The 20,713-nt window shown below is 63.5% G+C and carries 20 protein-coding genes; 9 read left to right on the top strand and 11 right to left on the bottom strand.

What is annotated here, in order from left to right; all coding sequences use genetic code 11:
- Positions 1-42: 42 nt before the first annotated feature.
- The 5 genes from ACODS1_RS21650 to ACODS1_RS21630 form a co-directional block, all read right to left on the bottom strand.
- Positions 43-1,011, bottom strand: coding sequence for a CDP-6-deoxy-delta-3,4-glucoseen reductase (locus ACODS1_RS21650; protein WP_489087274.1), 969 nt, complete (start codon positions 1,009-1,011; stop codon positions 43-45).
- A complete protein-coding gene (gene ubiD, locus ACODS1_RS21645; RefSeq protein WP_489087273.1) occupies positions 1,011-2,477 on the bottom strand; it encodes a 4-hydroxy-3-polyprenylbenzoate decarboxylase in 1,467 nt (488 codons plus the stop codon). The genes ACODS1_RS21650 and ubiD overlap by 1 nt, the downstream gene beginning before the upstream one ends.
- 131 nt (positions 2,478-2,608) lie before the next feature.
- Positions 2,609-3,868 carry a transcription termination factor Rho gene (gene rho / locus ACODS1_RS21640; protein ID WP_159972376.1) on the bottom strand — a complete coding sequence of 420 codons (1,260 nt, stop codon included), beginning with the start codon at positions 3,866-3,868 and terminating at the stop codon, positions 2,609-2,611.
- A gap of 255 nt (positions 3,869-4,123) precedes the next feature.
- Positions 4,124-4,450, bottom strand: coding sequence for a thioredoxin TrxA (trxA, locus tag ACODS1_RS21635; protein WP_004373332.1), 327 nt, complete (start codon positions 4,448-4,450; stop codon positions 4,124-4,126).
- Positions 4,451-4,620: 170 nt separating this feature from the next.
- On the bottom strand, positions 4,621-5,325 hold the full coding sequence (locus tag ACODS1_RS21630; RefSeq protein ID WP_322981842.1) for a FadR/GntR family transcriptional regulator: 705 nt from the start codon (positions 5,323-5,325) through the stop codon (positions 4,621-4,623).
- A 287-nt stretch (positions 5,326-5,612) separates the two neighbouring features.
- On the opposite strand from ACODS1_RS21630, the gene ACODS1_RS21625 reads away from it, so the two are divergent.
- The 6 genes from ACODS1_RS21625 (at position 5,613) to ppx (ending at position 10,555) form a co-directional block, all read left to right on the top strand.
- Complete coding sequence (locus ACODS1_RS21625; RefSeq protein WP_489087272.1) at positions 5,613-6,398, top strand: transporter substrate-binding domain-containing protein; 786 nt, start codon at positions 5,613-5,615, stop codon at positions 6,396-6,398.
- 20 nt (positions 6,399-6,418) lie between these two features.
- Positions 6,419-7,084, top strand: a complete 666-nt coding sequence (locus tag ACODS1_RS21620; RefSeq protein ID WP_489087271.1) for an amino acid ABC transporter permease — start codon at positions 6,419-6,421, stop codon at positions 7,082-7,084.
- A complete protein-coding gene (locus ACODS1_RS21615) occupies positions 7,081-7,731 on the top strand; it encodes an amino acid ABC transporter permease (protein ID WP_489087275.1) in 651 nt (216 codons plus the stop codon). Before ACODS1_RS21620 ends, ACODS1_RS21615 begins: the two co-directional genes overlap by 4 nt.
- The gene (locus tag ACODS1_RS21610) at positions 7,718-8,449 is read left to right on the top strand and encodes an amino acid ABC transporter ATP-binding protein (RefSeq protein WP_489087270.1); all 732 of its coding nucleotides are present in this window, start codon (positions 7,718-7,720) and stop codon (positions 8,447-8,449) included. The genes ACODS1_RS21615 and ACODS1_RS21610 overlap by 14 nt, the downstream gene beginning before the upstream one ends.
- Positions 8,446-8,955 carry an ureidoglycolate lyase gene (locus tag ACODS1_RS21605; protein WP_275861726.1) on the top strand — a complete coding sequence of 170 codons (510 nt, stop codon included), beginning with the start codon at positions 8,446-8,448 and terminating at the stop codon, positions 8,953-8,955. Before ACODS1_RS21610 ends, ACODS1_RS21605 begins: the two co-directional genes overlap by 4 nt.
- A 97-nt stretch (positions 8,956-9,052) precedes the next feature.
- Positions 9,053-10,555, top strand: coding sequence for an exopolyphosphatase (gene ppx / locus ACODS1_RS21600; RefSeq protein WP_322981837.1), 1,503 nt, complete (start codon positions 9,053-9,055; stop codon positions 10,553-10,555).
- Between the two features lie 302 nt (positions 10,556-10,857).
- On the opposite strand, the gene ppk1 is transcribed toward ppx, so the two are convergent.
- Together ppk1 and hemB are read right to left on the bottom strand one after the other, a co-directional pair.
- Complete coding sequence (gene ppk1, locus ACODS1_RS21595; RefSeq protein ID WP_489087269.1) at positions 10,858-13,044, bottom strand: polyphosphate kinase 1; 2,187 nt, start codon at positions 13,042-13,044, stop codon at positions 10,858-10,860.
- A 19-nt stretch (positions 13,045-13,063) separates the two neighbouring features.
- The gene (gene hemB, locus ACODS1_RS21590; RefSeq protein WP_322981835.1) at positions 13,064-14,077 is read right to left on the bottom strand and encodes a porphobilinogen synthase; all 1,014 of its coding nucleotides are present in this window, start codon (positions 14,075-14,077) and stop codon (positions 13,064-13,066) included.
- A gap of 194 nt (positions 14,078-14,271) precedes the next feature.
- Between hemB and ACODS1_RS21585 the strand changes: the two genes are divergently transcribed.
- The gene (locus tag ACODS1_RS21585) at positions 14,272-14,826 is read left to right on the top strand and encodes a DedA family protein (RefSeq protein WP_322981834.1); all 555 of its coding nucleotides are present in this window, start codon (positions 14,272-14,274) and stop codon (positions 14,824-14,826) included.
- 44 nt (positions 14,827-14,870) lie between these two features.
- Here the strand turns inward: ACODS1_RS21585 and ACODS1_RS21580 are convergent, their stop codons facing one another.
- On the bottom strand, positions 14,871-16,145 hold the full coding sequence (locus tag ACODS1_RS21580) for a sterol desaturase family protein (RefSeq protein WP_322981833.1): 1,275 nt from the start codon (positions 16,143-16,145) through the stop codon (positions 14,871-14,873).
- Positions 16,146-16,318: 173 nt separating this feature from the next.
- Here ACODS1_RS21580 and elbB point away from each other — a divergent pair, with 173 nt between their 5' ends.
- Both elbB and ACODS1_RS21570 read left to right on the top strand, forming a co-directional pair.
- Positions 16,319-16,978 (top strand): isoprenoid biosynthesis glyoxalase ElbB, encoded by a 660-nt coding sequence (elbB, locus tag ACODS1_RS21575; RefSeq protein WP_322981832.1) that lies wholly within the window; start codon positions 16,319-16,321, stop codon positions 16,976-16,978.
- Between the two features lie 199 nt (positions 16,979-17,177).
- Positions 17,178-17,645, top strand: coding sequence for a thioesterase family protein (locus tag ACODS1_RS21570; RefSeq protein WP_322981831.1), 468 nt, complete (start codon positions 17,178-17,180; stop codon positions 17,643-17,645).
- Between the two features lie 106 nt (positions 17,646-17,751).
- On the opposite strand, the gene ACODS1_RS21565 is transcribed toward ACODS1_RS21570, so the two are convergent.
- The 3 genes from ACODS1_RS21565 to ACODS1_RS21555 form a co-directional block, all read right to left on the bottom strand.
- Positions 17,752-18,201 carry a YaiI/YqxD family protein gene (locus ACODS1_RS21565; RefSeq protein WP_322981830.1) on the bottom strand — a complete coding sequence of 150 codons (450 nt, stop codon included), beginning with the start codon at positions 18,199-18,201 and terminating at the stop codon, positions 17,752-17,754.
- A gap of 56 nt (positions 18,202-18,257) precedes the next feature.
- Entirely contained in the window at positions 18,258-18,593 is a 336-nt protein-coding gene (locus ACODS1_RS21560; RefSeq protein ID WP_489087268.1) for an enhanced serine sensitivity protein SseB C-terminal domain-containing protein, read from the bottom strand.
- Between the two features lie 126 nt (positions 18,594-18,719).
- On the bottom strand, positions 18,720-20,618 hold the full coding sequence (locus ACODS1_RS21555) for an FTR1 family protein (RefSeq protein ID WP_489087267.1): 1,899 nt from the start codon (positions 20,616-20,618) through the stop codon (positions 18,720-18,722).
- Positions 20,619-20,713 lie beyond the last annotated feature (95 nt).

Raw genomic sequence — 20,713 nt, 5'->3', positions numbered from 1 at the left:
ACCCGCCGAATCAATCAGTGGCGGGTTGCACCCGCCCTACCACTATGAACGCGGCGCGTAGGCGAACACGTCAGCGCGCATCTGGTGCGCGTCCATCCCGGCGTCGACCAGCGCATCGAGCGTGGCATAGACCATCGCCGGCGAGCCGCTGGCGTAGACGTGCAAGGCCTTGAGGTCGGGGAAGTCTTCGCGCACCGCTTCATGCAGCAGGCCGCAACGGCCCTGCCAAGCGCACTGATCACTGACCACCTGATGCAGGTGCAGATTGTCCAGCTGCTGCCATTCGGCCCAGTGCGGCAGCTCATAGAAGTCCTCGGGCCGACGCGCGCCCCAGTACAGGTGCACCGGGTGGGCAAAACCGGCGGCGCGGCAGTGCTCGATCAGGCTGTGCATCTGGCCCATGCCGGTGCCTGCGGCGATCAACACCAGCGGGCCGTCCGGCAGCTCGGCGAGGTGGGTGTCGCCATAGGGCATCTGTATGCGGGCCATGCCGGTGCTACGCAGGTGCTGCAGCAAGGCAATGCTGCTGTCCTCGCGGGCAAGGATATGCAGCTCCAGCTCGCGCCCGGCATGCGGCGCCGAGGCCAGGGAAAAAGCCGCCATCTCGCCATCCGGGCGCTGCAACAGCAGATACTGCCCAGCGTGATAACGCGGCGCCTTGCCGGCCGGGGTACGCAGGCGCACACGGCATACATCGCCGCCCACGTCCTGGCACTCGATCACCTGACAGCTCAGGTCGCGCACCGGCAATTCACCGGGGGCAAGCACGCCATCCCAATGCAGCACGCAATCCTGCAGCGGCTCGGCGAGGCAGGTGAACAGCTCACCATGATCCAGCTCGACACCGTTCTGCCGTACGCGACCTTCCACCAGCAAGGCAGCGCAGATATGGCAATTGCCATTGCGGCAGCTCTGCGGGCAGTCGTAGCCCAGACGGCGGGCGCCATCGAGGATGCATTCGCCAGGCTGCAGAGCCAGGGTAATGCCGGAGGGTTGCAGGGTGACGTTCATCAATCGATTCCCAGCTCGCTCCACAGCGCGTCGACGCGCGCCACCACGGCCGGATCCTTCTCGATGGCGCGGCCCCACTCACGCGTGGTTTCGCCTGGCCACTTGTGAGTGGCGTCCAGGCCCATCTTCGAGCCCAGGCCGGAGATCGGCGAGGCGAAGTCGAGGTAGTCGATCGGCGTGTTGTCGATCATCACCGTGTCGCGCTTGGGATCCATGCGCGTGGTAATCGCCCAGATCACGTCGTTCCAGTCCCGTGCGTTGATATCGTCGTCGGTGACGATAACGAACTTGGTGTACATGAACTGTCGCAGGAACGACCACACACCAAGCATCACGCGCTTGGCGTGGCCCGGGTACTGCTTCTTCATGGTCACCACCGCCATGCGGTATGAACAGCCTTCCGGCGGCAGGTAGAAGTCGGTGATCTCGGGAAATTGCTTCTGCAGGATGGGCACGAACACTTCGTTCAGCGCCACGCCGAGAATCGCCGGCTCATCTGGCGGGCGGCCGGTGTAGGTGCTGTGGTAGATCGGGTCGCGGCGGCGGGTGATGCGCTCGACGGTGAATACCGGGAAGGTGTCCACTTCGTTGTAGTAGCCAGTGTGGTCGCCATAGGGGCCTTCCGGCGCGGTCTCGCCCGGATGGATCACCCCTTCGAGGACGATCTCGGCACTGGCCGGCACTTGCAGGTCACTGCCACGGGCCTTGATCAGCTCGGTGCGATGACCGCGCAGCAAGCCGGCGAAGGCGTATTCGGAGAGGGTATCGGGCACCGGCGTCACGGCGCCGAGAATGGTCGCCGGGTCAGCACCGAGCGCCACGCAGACCGGATAAGGCTTGTCCGGGTAAGTCTTGCACCAGTCGCGGAAGTCCAGCGCGCCGCCACGGTGGCTGAGCCAGCGCATGATCACTTTGTTGCGGCCGATCACCTGCTGGCGGTAGATACCGAGGTTCTGCCGCTCTTTATTCGGGCCCTTGGTGATGGTCAGACCCCAGGTGATCAGCGGCGCCACATCGCCAGGCCAGCAATGCTGGATCGGCAGCTTGCCGAGGTCGACGTCGTCGCCCTCCTCGATCACCTCATGGCAGGGCGCGTCCTTGACCACCTTGGGCGCCATGGAGATGACCTTTTTGAAGATCGGCAGCTTGCTCCAGGCATCCTTGAGCCCCTTGGGCGGCTCCGGCTCCTTGAGGAAGGCCAGCAACTTGCCGATCTCGCGCAGCTCGGAAACGTCTTCGGCGCCCATGCCCAACGCCACGCGCTTGGGCGTGCCGAACAGATTGCCAAGCACCGGCACGTCGAAGCCGGTGGGTTTCTCGAACAGCAGCGCCGGGCCGCCCTTGCGCAGGGTGCGGTCGCAGATTTCGGTCATTTCCAGGATGGGCGAAACCGGGGTCTGGATACGCTTGAGTTCGCCGCGCTTTTCCAGTTCACGGATGAAGTCGCGCAGGTCGCGATACTGCATGCAGGAGCCTCGTGTCGGACAGGCTTGAGTGACCGCAAAGTTTAGCGCCGAAGTGGGGCTTTCAGAAGGCTTGAAAGCCTCCGGATACGACAAGGCCGGGTTTCCCCGGCCTTGTGGAACAGCGCAACGTCTTACTTGCGCTTCATCGACAGGAAGAACTCGTCGTTAGTCTTGGTGACCTTGAGCTTATCGATGAGGAACTCGATCGCGGCGATTTCATCCATCGGGTGCAGCAGCTTGCGCAGAATCCACATGCGCGACAGCTCTTCCTCACCGGTCAGCAGCTCTTCGCGACGGGTGCCCGACTTGTTGATGTTGATGGCCGGGAACACACGCTTCTCGGAAACACGGCGATCGAGGATCAGCTCCATGTTGCCGGTGCCCTTGAATTCCTCGTAGATCACCTCGTCCATCTTCGAGCCGGTTTCCACCAGCGCAGTGGCGATGATGGTCAGCGAACCGCCTTCCTCGATGTTACGCGCGGCACCGAAGAAGCGCTTGGGCTTCTCCAGGGCATGGGCGTCGACACCACCAGTCAGCACCTTGCCGGAGCTCGGGATCACGGTGTTGTAGGCACGCGCCAGACGGGTGATGGAGTCGAGCAGGATGACCACATCCTTCTTGTGCTCGACCAGGCGTTTGGCCTTCTCGATGACCATCTCGGCGACCTGCACGTGGCGGGTCGGCGGCTCGTCGAAGGTGGAGGCGACCACTTCGCCGCGCACGGTGCGCTGCATCTCGGTCACTTCTTCCGGGCGCTCGTCGATCAGCAGAACGATCAGGTGGCACTCGGGGTTGTTGCGGGTGATGTTCGAGGCAATGTTCTGCAGCATGATGGTCTTGCCCGCTTTCGGCGGGGCGACGATCAGGCCGCGCTGGCCCTTGCCAATTGGCGAGCAGAGGTCGATCACACGGCCGGTGATGTCCTCGGTGGAGCCGTTACCGGCTTCCATGGTCAGGCGCTGATTCGGGAACAGCGGCGTGAGGTTCTCGAACAGGATCTTGTTCTTGGCGTTTTCCGGGCGGTCGAAGTTGATGCTGTCGACCTTGAGCAGGGCGAAGTAACGCTCGCCTTCCTTCGGCGGACGAATCTTGCCGACGATGGTGTCACCGGTACGCAGGTTGAAACGGCGGATCTGGCTGGGCGAGACGTAGATGTCGTCAGGGCCGGCCAGGTAGGAGGAGTCGGCGGAACGGAGGAAGCCGAAACCGTCCTGGAGAATCTCCAGCACACCGTCGCCGCCAATCTCTTCGCCGCCTTTGGCGTGCTTTTTCAGCAGGGCGAAGATGATGTCCTGCTTACGCGAACGGGCCATGTTTTCCAGGCCCATCTGTTCGGCCATGTCCAGCAGTTCGGCAATCGGTTTTTGCTTGAGTTCGGTCAGATTCATAGGAATGACGTGATCATTTAAGAAGAGAAAGAAGCTGTTAGCTTGAGAGGCCGCGCCGCAAGGAAGGCGACAGGATCGCGAACGAATTCGTATTGGAATGAATCGGCGACGGCATGCAGAGGGCTGCCTGGAGGAGGCAGCGAGGCCGAATGTAACACCGTGAAAAAACAGCGTCTAGCCCGAAAAACGAAAAAACCCCGCAAACATCGGGGTTTCTTCCAGAGCGCTAGGGTGGGCTAAAGCCCGCCCTACTTCTTAGATGTTGCTGTCGAGGAACGCTGCCAGCTGCGATTTGGACAGTGCGCCGACCTTGGTCGCTTCGACGTTGCCGTTCTTGAACAGCATCAGGGTCGGGATACCACGCACGCCGTACTTCGGCGGGGTTTCCTGGTTCTCGTCGATGTTCAGCTTGCAGATCTTCAGTTTGCCCTGGTAGTCCTTGGCGATCTCGTCGAGCACCGGTGCGATCATCTTGCACGGGCCGCACCATTCAGCCCAGTAGTCGACCAGAACCGGACCTTCGGCCTGGATGACGTCCTGGTCGAAGCTGGCATCGCTGACGTTAGTGATGAATTCACTCATTGGAAATCTCCGTATATTCGGAAGCAAAAAATTGCCGGGAGAAATTTTTGACGTCGCTTGCGACGGCCCGAAGGGTTGCAACCAAGGATGGCTGGCAACCGAAAGTGGCGACATCATAGCCCGGCTTGCCTGACACCGAAAGGCACCGGCGATTGAGCCACTCAATAGTTTCAATCACCCAGGGTGATGAAGGCGATACCGGTGCGCAACGCCGCCGCACGAATGTGCTGCTGCATGGCCTTCTGCGCCGGGCTGGCGGCGTGCCGAGCGAGGGCCTTGAGGATCTTGCGATGCTCCTGCCAGGTTTCCATCGCTCGCTCAGGGCGAATGAACGGTAGCTTCTGGCTCTCCAGAAAGATGTCGGCGCTGGAGGTGACCAGGGCGAACATCGCCTGGTTACCGCTGGCAGCGAGGATGCGCTGGTGGAACTCGAAGTCCAGTCGCGTCGCCTGTTCGAAATTTTCCGCACGCAGTTCCCGGCGCATCTGCTCGACGTTGTCCTCGAGAAAATCCAGCTCCTCGGCCGTCATCCGCCCGGCCGCCAAACCACAGGCGAAGCCTTCCAGAGCGAAGCGCAGCTGGAAGGTATCGGCAGCCGACACCTGCGCGGCGAAAGGCCAGACGAAACCACCTGCGGCTTCGGCCTTGGGCGCCTGCTGAACGAACACGCCCTTGCCGGCCTGCACGCTGACGAGCCCCAGCGCACTGAGCGAGGACAGCGCCTCACGCAGTGAGGCACGACTGACCCCCAGGCGCTCGGCCAGATCACGCTGCGAAGGCAGCGCATCGCCAGGGCGATAGCCCTCCTCCTCGATCAGGCGACGGATCGCCTGTAGAGCATATTCGGGTACCGCGCGGGGAGCGGAAGCATTCATCGCTGTTCGGGCCGGTCAGTCCAGTGAAGCCGCCTTTGTACGGCCATAACACTGCCTCAGGCAAGCGACGCCCTGTTGTGGAACAGCCCATAACCGGGATGCACCGAGATGGCCCAGAAAAAATGCTGACCACCCGATCAGCTACGCCAACTGTTCAGACCAGTAAGACCTTGTTTCAGCTCGCCTGAAGCGATGAAAGCCCTTATTTCATTGAACTTGGCACAACCGATGCACTGCACGAACCAGGCAAAACGCTTCAGTTTTCGTTCATTCATCGGGAGTTCGACATGCGCAAATTTCACCGCACCCTGCTGGGTACCCTGTTCGCCGCCCTGGCCTTTGGCGCCAGCACCGTTCACGCCGATGCACTCGAAGACATCAGCAAGGCTGGCGTACTGAAAGTCGCCGTGCCGCAGGATTTCCCGCCGTTCGGCTCGGTCGGCCCGGACATGAAACCGCGTGGCCTGGACATCGATACCGCGCAACTGCTGGCCGACAAGCTGGCGGTGAAGCTGGAGCTGACTCCAGTCAACAGCACCAACCGCATCCCCTTCCTCACCACTGGCAAGGTGGATCTGGTGATCTCCAGCCTGGGCAAGAACCCCGAGCGTGAAGCGGTGATCGATTTCTCCGCGCCCTACGCACCGTTCTACCTCGGCGTATTCGGCCCGGAAGACGCCGCCATCGCCAGCCTCGATGACCTCGACGGCAAGACCATCAGCGTCACCCGTGGCTCCATCGAAGACATCGAGCTGAGCAAGGTCGCCCCGCAAGGTGCCACCATCAAGCGCTTCGAGGACAACAACTCGACCATCGCCGCCTACCTCTCCGGCCAGGTCGAGCTGATCGCCAGCGGCAACGTGGTGATGGTGGCCATCTCCGAAAAGAACCCCAAGCGCGTGCCGAGCATGAAACTCAAACTCAAGGACTCGCCGGTGTACGTGGGTGTGAACAAGGATCAGGCCGCCCTGCTGGACAAGGTCAACACCATCATCGCTGGCGCCAAGGCCGACGGCAGCCTCGACGCGATCAGCCAGAAGTGGCTGAAGCAACCGCTGCCGGCCGGCCTCTGAGCCGCACGGGGAACTGAGCCATGGCGTACCAGTTCGACTTCGCCGCCGTTCTGCAGCACAGCGATCTGCTGCTGCAGGGCGCGGCCTTCACCCTCGGCCTGACGGCGATCGGCACCCTGCTGGGTGTCGGTCTCGGCATCGTCGGGGCGATACTGCGCGCCTGGCGCATCCGCCCGTTCGACCGCATCTTCGGCGTCTATGTGGAGCTGATCCGCAATACGCCGTTCATCGTCCAGCTGTTCTTCATCTTCTTCGGCCTGCCATCGCTCGGCGTGCGTCTGAGCGAGTGGGAAGCCGCGGTGCTGGCCATGGTGATCAACCTCGGCGCCTACTCCACGGAGATTATCCGTGCCGGCATCCAGGCCATCCCGCACGGCCAGCTCGAGGCGGCCAGCGCACTGGCCATGAGCCGCTTCGAGACCTTCCGTCATGTGGTGCTGCGCCCGGCGCTGGGCAAGGTGTGGCCGGCCCTGTCGAGCCAGATCATCATCGTCATGCTCGGTTCGGCGGTGTGCTCGCAGATCTCCACCGAGGAGTTGTCGTTCGCCGCCAACTTCATCCAGTCGCGCAACTTCCGCGCCTTCGAGACCTACCTGCTGACCACCGCGCTGTACCTGATCATGGCCATCGGGATTCGCCAGTTGCTGGCCTGGGTCGGCCGCCGCTTCATCATGGGAGCCCGCTGATGGACTTCACCCTCTGGGACATCCTGCGCAACCTGCTCACCGGCCTGCAGTGGACGCTGCTGCTGTCGCTGGTGGCCTTCATCTGCGGCGGCATCGCCGGCCTGCTGGTGTTGCTGGCGCGGCTGTCACCGTTATCGGCACCGCGCATTCTCGCTCGGGGCTATATCGAACTGTTCCAGGGCACGCCGCTGTTGATGCAGCTGTTTCTGGTGTTCTTCGGCATCGCCCTGCTCGGCGTCGACGTTTCGCCCTGGCTGGCTGCGGCCACCGCGCTGACGCTGTTCACCAGCGCCTTTCTCGCCGAAATCTGGCGCGGCTGCGTCGAGTCGATCAGCCGTGGCCAGTGGGAGGCTTCCGAAAGCCTGGCCATGAGTCGCCTGGAAACCCTGCGCCACGTGGTGCTGCCGCAGGCGCTGCGCATCGCCGTGGCACCCACCGTCGGCTTCTCCGTGCAGGTGGTCAAGGGCACGGCTGTGACCTCAATCATCGGCTTCACCGAGCTGACCAAGACCGGCAGCATGCTGGCCAACGCCACCTTCGAACCGTTCATGGTCTACGGCTTCGTCGCCCTCGGTTACTTCCTGCTCTGCTACCCGCTCTCGCTCGCTGCATACCGCCTGGAAAGGAGGCTGAATGTCACTGCTTAACGTCACCGCTCTGCACAAGTATTACGGCGACAACCACGTACTCAAGGGCATCGACCTCAAGGTCGAAGAAGGCGAAGTGGTCGCCATCATCGGCCGCAGCGGCTCGGGCAAGAGCACCTTCCTGCGCACCCTCAACGGCCTGGAATCGATCAACGACGGCGTGATCGAAGTCGACGGGGAGTACATCGACGCCGCCCGCGCCGACCTGCGCAGCCTGCGACAGAAGGTCGGCATGGTATTCCAGCAGTTCAACCTGTTCCCGCACCTGACCGTTGGCGAGAACGTCATGCTGGCGCCGCAGGTGGTGAAGAAGACCTCGCGCGCCGAGGCCGAGCAGATCGCCCGGCAGATGCTCGAACGCGTCGGCCTGAGCGAAAAATTCGACGCCTATCCCGAGCGCCTCTCCGGCGGCCAGCAGCAGCGCGTGGCCATTGCCCGCGCTCTGGCCATGTCGCCCAAGGTGCTGCTGTGCGACGAGATCACCTCGGCGCTCGACCCGGAGCTGGTGAATGAAGTGCTGGCGGTGGTCAAGCAACTGGCCAGCGAAGGCATGACCCTGATCATGGTCACCCACGAGATGCGCTTCGCCCGCGAAGTGGGCGACAAGCTGGTGTTCATGCACCAGGGCAAGGTACACGAGATCGGTGATCCGAAAGCGCTGTTCGCCGCGCCGCAGACCGAGGAGCTGCGCAACTTCATCGGTTCGGTGAACCTGTGAACGCCATGACTCCACTGCCGCTGCGTATCGAGCCCCTGACCCGCGAAGCCTTCGCGCCTTTCGGTGATGTGATCGAAACGGCCGGCGCCCAGGCCTTCCCGATCAATGCCGGCACCACCACCCGCTACCATGATCTGGTGCAGGTGGAGTTGGCCGGTGAAGCACCACGTACCCTGGTTAATCTGTTCGAAGGTAAGGCCTGGCACGCGCCCATCACCCTTACCATGCTCGAACGCCATCCGCTGGGCAGCCAGGCGTTCTACCCGGTGGATGGCGGGCGCATGCTGATCGTCGTCGCCCCGCCCGGTGAGCTGGACGAGTCGAAGATCCGCGCCTTCATCAGCGCGCCGGATCAGGGCGTGAACTACGCGCGGGGCACCTGGCACCACCCGTTGCTATGCCTGCAGCACCCTGGACGCTTCCTGGTGGTGGACCGTGGCGGCGAGGGGCATAACTGCGACGAACAGCTTCTGAAACAGCCACTGAGCGTGCTGAACCTGCGATAACCACAGGTCTAGACCAGTTTCGTGCGACATCCGAATGCGTTGGCTCATGCGCTCAGTCGTGGCAGGATGCGCGGAAATCGAACGAGATGCCGCAATCATGCCCCACGCCCCTGCCGAGAATTTTCCTCTGATCGCTGCCATCGACCTGGGCTCGAACAGTTTTCACATGGTGCTGGCCAAGGCCGACAATCATGAGATTCGCATCCTCGAACGCCTCGGCGACAAGGTGCAACTGGCGGCCGGTCTGGATGACGAGCGCCAGCTCAGCGAGGAGGCGATGCAGCGCGGCCTGGATTGCCTACGTCGTTTCGCCCAGTTCACCAACAGCCTGCCGGAAGGCGCGGTGCGTATCGTCGGTACCAACGCCCTGCGCGAAGCGCGCAACCGCGCCGTGTTCATCCGCCGCGCCGAGGAAATTCTCGGTCACCAGGTCGAGGTGATTTCCGGTCGCGAAGAAGCGCGTCTGATCTACCTTGGCGTGTCCCACAGCATCGCCGACACCCCCGGCAAGCGCCTGGTCGCCGACATTGGCGGCGGCAGCACCGAGTTCATCATCGGCCAGCGTTTCGAGCCGCTGCTGCGCGAAAGCCTGCAGATGGGCTGCGTGAGCTTCACCCAGCGTTACTTCAAGGACGGCAAGATCACCCCGGCACGCTACGCTCAGGCCTATACCGCCGCCCGCCTGGAACTGATGGGCATCGAGCAGGCCTTGCGCCGCCTCGGCTGGGAAGATGCCGTTGGCGCCTCGGGCACCATCAAGGCTATCGGCCTGGCGACCAAGGCCGCCGGTCTGGGCAATGGTGAGGTCACGGTCGAGGGCCTGGCCTGGCTCAAGCGCAAGCTGTTCAAACTGGGCGAGGTGGAGAAGATCGACCTCGACGGCATCAAGCCCGATCGTCGCGGCATCTTCCCCGCTGGCCTGGCGATTCTCGAAGCGATCTTCGATGCCTGCGACATCCAGCGCATGAGCCATTCAGAGGGCGCCCTGCGCGAGGGTGTGCTGTACGACCTGCTCGGCCGTCACCAGCACGAGGACGTGCGTGAGCGTACCCTGGCAGCCTTCATGGAGCGCTACCACGTCGATGTCGACCAGGCTGCACGGGTCGAGGCCAAGGCGTTGTCGGCACTGGACAAGGTCGCCAGCGACTGGGGCCTGACCGATGATTGGCATCGCGAGCTGTTGTGCTGGGGCGCCAAGGTGCATGAAGTGGGCCTGGATATCGCCCACTATCAGTACCACAAGCACGGTGCCTACCTGATCGAGCACTCGGATCTGGCCGGCTTCTCCCGCCAGGATCAGCAGATGCTCGCCCTGCTGGTGCGCGGCCACCGCCGCAACATTCCCAAGGACAAGTTCGCCGAATTCGGCGAGGAAGGCGTCAAACTGATGCGCCTGTGCGTGCTGCTGCGCTTCGCCATCCTGTTCCACCACATCCGGGGAACGCAGGACATGCCGCAGGTGCAGTTCAAGGCTGGCGAGAACAGCCTGGAGATCGTCTTCCCGGAAGGCTGGCTGACGGCCAACCCGCTGACCCAGGCGGATTTCGAAGCCGAAGCCGAGTGGCTCAAGCGCATCGACCTGAGCCTGAGCGTGCGCTGATCAAGGCACTGCACCCTGGCGTAAGCATAGGGCGGATGGAACCCGCCGTCAGCTGTGATCAGCAGCGATGACACGCAAGGCGGCCGCAGCCATAAGGTATTAGTGCAGGCCTGTAGGGCGGGTGAAACCCGCCAAGACCGCAAAGCACTCTCTCCCGACCTGATCGCCAGCGATCAGGCGCTCACCGGCGCAGGAAGCAGTGCTTCGAAAAAGCGCGCGTCGTCAAAGAGCCACGGCACGCGGCCACCCAAGCCCTCTCCCATACATGGGAGAGGGTCATCAGATCGCCGCAAGCGGCCTTTTTATCGCGTCACGATCACCGGTGCGGTGAGCTTCTCCAGCAGCGCGGCCTGGGCATTGCGCGGGTTCTGGTTGCCGGTGGGCTGCTGGCGCAGGTAGCGACCATCGGACTGCAGCACCCAGGCCTGGGTGTTGTCGGTCAGGTAGCTCTCCAGCTCTTTCTTGACGCGGGTGATGAGCTTCTTGCCTTCCACCGGGAAGCAGGTCTCCACGCGCTTGTCGAGGTTGCGCTCCATCCAGTCGGCGCTGGACAGATAAATCAGCTCGTCGCCGCCATTGAGGAAGTAGTACACCCGCGTGTGTTCGAGGAAGCGGCCGATGATCGAGCGTACCTGGATGTTGTGCGACACCCCCGGCACACCCGGGCGCAGGCAGCACATGCCGCGCACCACCAGGTCGATTTTCACCCCGGTCTGGCTGGCCTTGTACAGCGCGCGGATGATCTTCGGATCGGTCAAGGCATTGAACTTGGCGATGATCTGCGCCGGCTTGCCTTCGGCCGCCGCAGCGGTCTCCTTGGCAATCAGGTCGAGCAGCGTCTTCTTCAGGGTGAAGGGCGCATGCAGCAGCTTCTTCATGCGCAGGGTCTTGCCCATGCCGATCAACTGGCTGAACAGCTTGCCGACGTCTTCGCCAAGAGCCACATCGGCGGTGAGCAGGCTGTAGTCGGTGTACAGACGGGCGTTGCCGGCGTGGTAGTTACCAGTGCCGAGGTGCGCGTAGCGACGGATCTCGCCGTTCTCGCGACGCAGAATCAGCATCATCTTGGAGTGGGTCTTGAAGCCGACCACACCGTAGATCACCACCGCACCGGCTGCCTGCAGGCGGCTGGCCAATTGCAGGTTGGACTCTTCGTCGAAACGCGCGCGCAGTTCGATCACCGCAGTGACTTCCTTGCCGTTACGCGCTGCTTCCACCAGTGCATCGACGATCTCCGAATTGGCCCCGGAGCGATACAGGGTCTGCTTGATCGCCAGCACATGCGGGTCTTTCGCCGCCTGGCGCAGCAGGTCGACTACGGGCGTGAAGGACTCGAAGGGGTGCAGCAGCAGGATGTCCTGTTTGCTGACCACGTTGAAGATGTTCTCGGCGTTCTGCAGCAGCTTGGGGATTACCGGCGTGAACGGGGCGTACTGCAGATCCGGGTGGTTATCCAGACCGGTGATGCTGAACAGACGGGTCAGGTTCACCGGGCCGTTGACCTGATACAGCTCGCCTTCGGTCAGGCCGAACTGCTTGAGCAGGTGGTCACGCAGGTGTTTCGGGCAGGTATCGACCACCTCCAGACGCACCGCATCGCCATAACGGCGGCTGAACAGCTCACCGCGCAAGGCACGCGCCAGGTCGTCGACGTCCTCGGTATCCACCGACAGATCGGCGTTACGGGTCAGACGGAACTGGTAGCAGCCCTTGACCTTCATGCCCTGGAACAGGTCGTCGGCGTGGGCGTGGATCATCGACGAGAGGAACACGTAGTTGTCGCCGGGGCCACCAACGTCCTCAGGCACACGGATGATGCGCGGCAGCAGACGCGGCGCCGGGATGATGGCCAGACCGGAATCGCGACCGAAGGCATCGACGCCTTCCAGCTCGACGATGAAGTTCAGGCTCTTGTTCACCAGCAACGGGAAGGGGTGCGTCGGATCGAGGCCGATGGGGGTGATGATCGGCGCGATCTCGTCGCGGAAGTAGCGGCGCACCCAGGCCTTGAGCTTGGTCGTCCAGTAGCGCCGACGGATGAAGGTGATGCCCTGCTTGGCCAGCGCCGGAAACAGGGTGTCGTTGAGGATGGCGTACTGCCGATCAACCTGCTCGTGCACCAGCTCGGAAATCCGCGCCAGCGCCTGGTGTGGCTGCAGGCCGTCGGCACCGGCCTGCTCACGGGCGAAGTTGATCTGTTTCTTCAGGCCGGCGACGCGAATCTCGAAGAACTCGTCGAGGTTGCTGGAGAAAATCAGCAGGAACTTCAGGCGCTCCAGCAATGGATAGGACTCGTCCAGCGCCTGCTCCAGCACGCGGATGTTGAACTGCAGCTGCGACAGCTCGCGATGGATGTACAGGCTGCTGTCATCCAGACCGGGAACCGGCGCAGGCGGCGGGGTTTCCACCACCGGCGGTTCGGCGATCACCTCCACGGGGGCCGGGTTGCTGCTTTCGAGCGCTTCGCTGTTGAGTCCTTCGGTGTTCATCGCTGGGTTCCTGGGGGCGTCAGTGCCCCTGTTTTAACAGTTCTGCCGCACGCACGGCGAAATAGGTGAGGATGCCATCGGCGCCGGCGCGTTTGAAGGCGGTGAGTGACTCCAGTACGACCGCCTCACTGAGCCAGCCGTTCTGAATCGCCGCCATGTGCATGGCGTACTCGCCACTGACCTGGTAGGCGAAGGTCGGCACCTTGTAGGCATCCTTCACACGCCAGACGATGTCCAGGTAGGGCATGCCCGGCTTGACCATGACCATGTCGGCCCCCTCGGCGAGGTCGGCAGCCACTTCGTGCAGCGCCTCGTCACCGTTGGCCGGATCCATCTGGTAGGTGTTCTTGCTGCCCTTGCCAAGGTTAGCGGCCGAGCCGACCGCATCGCGGAACGGGCCATAGTAGGCGCTGGCGTACTTGGCCGAGTAGGCCATGATGCGCACGTTGACGTGATCGGCCAGCTCCAGCGCCTCGCGGATCGCCTGGATGCGCCCGTCCATCATGTCCGACGGTGCCACCACCTGGGCGCCAGCCTCGGCATGCGACAGCGCCTGCTTGACCAGTGCATCGACGGTAATGTCGTTCTGCACGTAGCCGTCTGCGTCGAGGATGCCGTCCTGGCCGTGAGTGGTGAACGGGTCGAGCGCCACGTCGCTGATCACCCCCAGCTCGGGGAATTTAGCCCGCAGGGCGCGGATCGCGCGCTGGGCGATGCCGTCCGGATTCCACGCCTCGGCGCCGTCGAGGGATTTCTTCTCCAGCGGCGTGACCGGGAACAGCGCCAGCGCCGGAATACCCAGCGCCACCCAATGCTCGGCCTCTTGCAGCAGCAGGTCGATGGACAGGCGCTCGACACCCGGCATCGACGGCACGCTCTCGCGGCGATTCTCGCCGTCGAGGACGAACACCGGCAGGATCAGGTCGTCGACGCTCAGGCGGTTCTCGCGCACCAGACGGCGGGAGAAGTCATCACGACGGTTGCGACGCAGACGGGTGGCAGGGAACAGGCGGTTGGCGGGGGTAACGCTCACGGCAGACTCCAGAGCCCGCACGGACGGGCCAGTGTGACGGTTATAAGCGGTCATTATGACCAAATGATGACGGTCGCATGACTTCGTGCGACGGCACGTCGCACGGCAAGGCACATATTGTGGCACGACGTGCCACCTTCCGGGCCTTTCGTGGTCGGAGTAGTCTGCATCACCCTCCACCACGAGCACGCGGCATGCTGCATGACCTGATTCGCCAGTTCGGCTACCCGGCCCTGATCCTGGGCACCTTTCTCGAGGGCGAAGTCTCGCTACTGCTGGCGGCCTACATGGCCGTGCGCGACGTACTGAAGATCGAATGGGTGGCGCTGTGCGCCTTCCTCGGCACCTTCGCCAGCGATCAGCTGTGGTACTACCTGGGCCGCCGCCATGGCCGCGCCCTGCTCGCCCGCAAGCCACGCTGGCAACCGCTGGGCGAACGCGCCAGCGCGCTGATCCAGCGTTACCCGGATCTGTGGGTACTGTGCTTTCGCTTCCTCTACGGCCTGCGCACGGTGATGCCGCTGACCATCGGCCTGTCCGGCTACTCCTGGCGCCGCTACCTGCTGCTCGATGCCATCGGCGCCGGCGTATGGGCCGGTGGTATCAGCCTGCTGGCCTATAGCCTGGGCAACGCCATGGGCGGCCTGCTCGAGGATCTGCGCCATTACCAGATCCTGCTGCTGGCCGCCGTGGTGGTGCTGCTCGCTCTGGCCTGGCTATACCGCTGGCGCAAGGGTCGGCGTGGCTGAGCACAGTACGCCGTTGCAGGTTCAGGTCTCACACAAAAATCAGTTCATACACCCACGTGCGGACTGTTCGCTACGCTACAAGCGGCCGGCGTTCCGGGCCGCCCTACGCGCTGCGCAAGCCATGACCCGAACAGGCTGACCAGACTGTAACCGGCCAGCCATAGCCAGGCGCGCGCATCCACAGCCAAGAGGTCAAACTGCCCGGCCAACCAGAGCGCCGGCAGATTCAGCGCCAGCCGCAGCCACTCCAGGCGCAGCGCCCAGCCACGGTTCTCCAGCCAGACGCCGATGCTGTAGAGCCCCATGGCGATCCAGCCACACCCCAACAGCATCGCGCTTAGCGACAGCGACTCGCCCTGCGCGAGCAACCAGGTTCCGGCCAGCAGGTAGCAAACGAACTGCAACAGCGCATAGACCTGCGCGCCACGGGCCAAGGGCACCTCGAACTTGCAGAAGTCATCCAGCTCGCGCTTGGCCAGCGGATAGCGCGCGGCCACATCGGCCGGCCGCCAACCGGTGGGCATGAACCAGATGCGCAGCCTGTCCCACCAGGCGCTCGCCCGCCAGGCGTCATGCCACAGCCCGGCATAGACCTGTAGGTTGGCCCACAGCGGATTCCAACTGGCCAACGGCACGGTTACACCGAAGACCACCGGATGCTCGTCCAGCTCCTCCTGAAAGGTGCCGAACAAACGATCCCAGACAATGAACACACCGCCGTAATTACGATCCATGTAGATAGGATTCTGCGCATGGTGCACGCGGTGGTTGGACGGCGTGATGAACAGCCACTCGAACCAGCCCAGCTTGGGGATATGCCGGGTATGTACCCAGAACTGATAGAGCAGATTCAGAGCGGCAACGCTGAAAAACACCAGCGGCGGCACACCAACCAGCGCCATCGGCAGGTAGAAGATCCAGCCGAAGATGAAACCCGTGCTGGTTTGCCGCAACGCGGTGGAGAGGTTGTAGTCCTCGCTCTGGTGATGCACCGCATGGGCCGCCCAGAGCACGTTGCGCTCATGGCCCAGGCGGTGGTTCCAGTAGTAGCAGAAGTCATATAGGACGAAGGCGAAGCCCCATACCCAGAGACTGCTGTCTGGGAGCTCGAACAGCGCCAGGTGTTCCCAGGCGAACGCGTAGGTCAACAGGCCAACGACCTTGGTCAGCAGCCCGGTCGCCTGCGACAGCACGCCGGCACTAAGGCTGTTCAGCGCATCGGCCAGGCGATAGCTGTGCCGACCACGCAAACGGTCGGCGAGAAGCTCCACTCCGATCAGCAGGAAGAAGAAGGGCACCGCATAGAGAACGTAATTCATGACTGCGCCACGTTGTTGTACTTGTGTCGGGATTGGGCTGTTATTCATCCTATGCCCACGGCAGTGCGGTTTCGCGGCGGCAGGTGACAGTCCGAGCGGCATTTGGCGACACCCACGATAGTCAATCCTCGCGCCCGTTTGCGGAGCGCGCCCTTACTCACCAGGAGTCGAGCATGAACAAGAAAGTGGCAGTGATTCTGTCCGGTTGCGGCGTCTACGATGGCGCCGAGATCCACGAAAGCGTGATCACCCTGCTGCGCCTCGACCAGCGCGGCGCCGAGGTGCAATGCTTCGCTCCCAACGTGGCGCAACTGCATGTGGTCGACCACTATCGCGGCGAGGAAATGAACGAGACGCGCAACGTCCTGGTGGAATCGGCGCGCATCGCCCGCGGCCAGATCAAGGACGTCAGGGAACTGCACGTCGCCGGCTTCGATGCGCTGATTCTGCCCGGTGGCTTCGGCGTGGCGAAGAACCTCTCGGACTTCGCCACCAATGGTGCCGGCTGCACCGTGCAACCCGACGTACTGGCCGCCTGCAAGGCCTTCGTCGACGCCGGCAAGCCGATTGGTCTGATGTGCATCGCCCCGGCGCTGGCGGCGAAAATCTTCGGTGCCGGCGTGGTCTGCACCATCGGCAGCGACCACGACACTGCCGCCGCCATGACCCAGATGGGCGCCGAGCACCACGAGTGCGCCGTGGATGAAATCGTCGAGGACGAAGCGCGCAAGCTGGTCACCACCCCGGCGTACATGCTCGCCCAATCCATCGCCGAAGCCGCCTCAGGCATCAACAAGATGGTCGACCGCGTGCTGGAACTGGCCCACCACTGACGCGACGCCGGGCTGTAGGGTGGGCCGGGCGGCGATCCGCTTCAGCCCACCCTGCTCGCCCTTACCGGCCTCGCTCGCCCCACCCTACCGGCTGCGCCCAGGCCGATCCGGCCAATGCTCACGACACTCCCGCCGCGCCGCTGGCCAAACCGGCCCGCCTGCGGCAGCGTGCCGGGGAGCGATTCGCGGAGCGACAACGATGCCTCAAGCCTTCACCCTGGACGCCGACCTGCAGCAGGCGGTGGCCACCTTCTTCCAACGCATCCCCTTCAACCAGTTGCTCGGTATCGAGATCGACACGCTGAGCGAAGAACAGGTGGTCATGCACCTGCCAATGAAGCCCGAGCTGATCGGCAACTTCGTCCACGGCATCCTGCATGGCGGGGTCATCTCCTCGCTGCTAGACGTCTGTGGCGGCGCCATGGCGCTGATCGGCGCCTTCGCCAACCATCAGCATCTGCCGGCGGCCGAGCGCATGAGCAAACTGTCCAAGCTCGGCACCATCGACCTGCGCATCGACTACCTGCGCCCCGGCCGCGGCCAGCGCTTCATTGCCACCGCCATGCCCCTGCGCGCCGGCAACAAGGTGGCGGTGATCCGCATGGAACTGCATAACGACGAAGGCGTACTGGTGGCGGTTGGTACCGGCACCTACCTGTGCGGCTGAGATGGATGTGTAGGAGCGAGCTATGCTCGCGAAACGCTCATCACCGACAGATTCGCGAGTAGAGCTCGCTCCTACGACTCGTCGTGACGCCCGAGTCCACCGGAGCCTAACGACTCAAACGCGTGAGAATCCGATCCAGCGCATTGGCGAAGGCCTGCCGATCCTTTTCCGAATAGGGCGCCTGACCACCGCCAACCTGACCCTGTTCGCGTAGATCGGTGAACAGATTACGCACCGCCAGGCGCTCTCCCATATTGCGCTCGTCGAACTCTCGACCATGCGGGTCGAGCGCCGCCACGCCTTTCTTCACCAGGCGATCGGCCAACGGCACATCGCTGCAGATCACCAGCTCGCCCGGCACGGCATGTTCGACCAGATGATCGTCCGCCGCATCCGGCCCGCTGGGCACCACCACCAGCTTCACGCAAGCGAAATTCGGCCGGGCGACGGCCTGCCCCGCTACCAGAACCACCTCGAAGCCCCGCTTGAGGGCGAATTTCACTACCTGGTCGCGCGCCGCCCGAGGGCAGGCGTCGGCATCGATCCACACGCGCATGCAGCACCTTCCGCTATCAATAGGCGCAGTATGCCAGCAAGTTGCGGGGAGCAGCCTCAGCGACGGTGGAAGGGCTCGCAGCGCGAACGCACGGTGCGCGACAAGTGGTCGTCGGTCAGTTCGATCAGATCCAGCTCGACTTCATCCGGCAGCAGTTCGGCCACCAGCGCGGCCAGACGCCGCTGGCCACGCTGATCAGCCCCGGAAATCGCCAGCAGCAGACGCGGCTGCGGGCCGATGGCGGGATCGCGCAAGGCTGCGAGGTAGGCCTCACAGACCTGGAGCTGGGCACAGGCATCGGCAAGCGCCTGCTCCAGAACGGGATGACGCAGGGGAGCGACCGTCAGCTCAGGGCTGTCGGCGTAATGAGTCGAATGAATCGTGGAGGACATGCGCGCACTCGGCAGAGGAATTGAAACCAGCCTAGGCGCTGTCAGACCAGTTGTCGTGGCGACGGTTCACGCAATGAAGCAACGAAGGCGGCCAAAGCCGCCCTCGTTCACGCATGCAGCGACAGGTTACGCCGCTGTCTGCTGCGCCAGACGCCGACGCTCGCTGAGGCGGCTGCGCCCATACAGCAGCGCGATGCCCGCCATTGCCAGGCCCTGCGCCGAGAGGCTCCAGGCGTCGGCATGGATACCCAGCCAATCGAAATCGAAGAAGGGTACGGGGCGCGTGCCCAGTACGCCGGCTTCCTGCAGGGCCGCCACGCCATGCCCGGCGAAGACCACCGAGAGCACGCACAACAGGATCGCGTTGGCACCGAAGAAGGTGGCCAGCGGCAGCTTGCGCGAGCCACGCAGAATCACCCAGGCCAGGCCAAGCAGCACTACCAGCGCGGTACCGGCGCCCGCCAGTACTGCACCATGCCCGGCCGGGCCGGCCTGCAGCCAGAGGGTTTCGTAGAACAGGATGACCTCGAACAGCTCGCGGTACACCGAGAAGAACGCCAACACGGCGAAGCCGAAGCGACCACCGCCACCGACCAGGCTGCTCTTGATGTAATCCTGCCAGGCGGCAGCGTGACGGCGGTCGTGCATCCACACGCCCACCCACAGCAGCACCACGCTGGCGAACAGCGCTGTAGCGCCTTCGAGCAATTCACGCTGGGCACCGCTGACATCGATCAGATAAGCCGCTACGGCCCAGGTGCCGACCCCGGCGAGCAGCGCCAGGCCCCAGCCGATGTGCACGCTGCGCACTGCCTGCTGCTGGCCGGTGTTGTTGAGGAAGGCGAGGATCGCTGCCAGCACCAGAATGGCTTCCAGGCCTTCACGCAGCAGGATCAGCAAGCTGGAGAAGAAGCTCAGCGAGGCGTTCATCGCGCCGCCTTCGAGCAGCTCGGCCGACTTGGCCAGCTCGACCTTGGCCAGCTCCAACGCCTGAGCGGCCTGAGCGACGCTGGCGCCATCCTGAATCGCCTGGCGGTAGGCCATCAGGGCTTTTTCGGTGGTCTTGCGCTGTACCGCGTCGAGGTTGTCCAGCGCCCCTTCGACCAGTTCGAAGCCTTCCAGGTAAGCACCTACCGAGAGGTCGTAGGCCTGCTCGACATGCCCGTCACGGTAAGCCTGCAGGCTGCGTTCAAGCGTGCTGCGAGTATGCCCGATCAGTTGCTGTGGGCCACGCTGTTCCACCGTCGGCCGTGCGCGCTGAGCCCGGAAGGCCGCGATGTCGCCGCCAGCCGCGGCGACTTCCGCAGGCGTGCGGCCGGCCAACTCGGCCATATCGAAATGTTTCTCGCCCTGCGCATGAGTCGTGGCAGTAAAGCCGGCGATGTAAGTGGCCAGATCCCAACGCTGGCGGTCGTCGAGCTGATCGGCGAAGGACGGCATGTCAGTGCCTTCGATGCCCAGGCCAAGCGTGTTGTAGAGATCGTAGAGGCTCAGCCGGTCGAGACGCGCAGCGTCGCGCAGATTCGAAGGCGGAGGCTCCAGGCCGATACCCGCCGGGCCATCACCCGCGCCGGCGTCGCCGTGACACACCGAGCAATGCTGCGCATAAAGCGGCGCACCACGCTCTGGATCAGGAGTGATGGCCGGCGTCTGCGCCACCTGATACAGCTCGGCCAATTGTGCGCTGAGCTGGCGTGCCTGATGGGCGACCTGCTCACCGGGCTGGCGCTGTTCAACGGCTTGCTGCAACGCAGCGATGCCCTGCTCCAGACCGCTGCGCTCGGCCTTGGCCGGCAAGGCGGCCACCAGGCCTTTCAGCACGCCGAGAAACTCCAGCTGCTCGCGGTACTCACCGGCATCGACCACCTGGCCATCCGCTACCGTGGCCGGATAGTCGGCGCCGATATAGCCAAGCATGTGCAGGGCCTGCGCAGCCCCATCGAGTGACTCTGCCTGGGCGCAAAGGCTGCTCAATGCCAGAACGGAGAGCAACAGGTAGGACAGCAGGGAACGATAACGACTCATCAATGCATTCCGAAACGCGAATGGATGGCATTAATTGTTGCCGCCTTGCCCTGCGCAAACAAGGAAAATCTGAAATATTTGGTAACAGGCCGCCG

Source organism: Pseudomonas sp. FG29, from assembly GCF_057809355.1.
This window is presented reverse-complemented; position numbering and strand designations above follow the sequence as displayed.